Origin of the sequence: Mesorhizobium sp. M8A.F.Ca.ET.218.01.1.1 (assembly GCF_004791165.1) — a bacterium.
Lineage (GTDB): Bacteria > Pseudomonadota > Alphaproteobacteria > Rhizobiales > Rhizobiaceae > Mesorhizobium.
Window position 1 is genome coordinate 1 of record NZ_SRUZ01000241.1, and the last position, 278, is coordinate 278.

Consider the following 278-nt stretch of genomic DNA (forward strand, 5'->3'; position numbering starts at 1 on the left):
GCGGCCAGGTACGTCAACATCGAGGTCGCCAAGGCCGAAGGCTACCAGCAGCTCTTCGAATGCACGACGCATGACGAGCACGGCACGATGGGGGTCCACTTCATCCATCCGGGCCGTGCCGGCGATGGCAAGCTCGTGCTCGCCGAGCCGGACGTGCTGACCTACGAGCCGGAGCCGGACGGCTCCATGCAGCTCGTCGGCATGGAATACATCGTCTTCGAGAAGGATTGGAAGGGCAAGGGCGTTCCCGAGTTCCTCGGCCGCACCCTGCAGCGCAA

At 64.7% G+C, this 278-nt stretch carries 1 pseudogene; it reads left to right on the forward strand.

The features are described from left to right. Positions 1 to 278 (forward strand): annotated as a pseudogene (locus EN861_RS35795) (hypothetical protein); the annotation flags it as partial.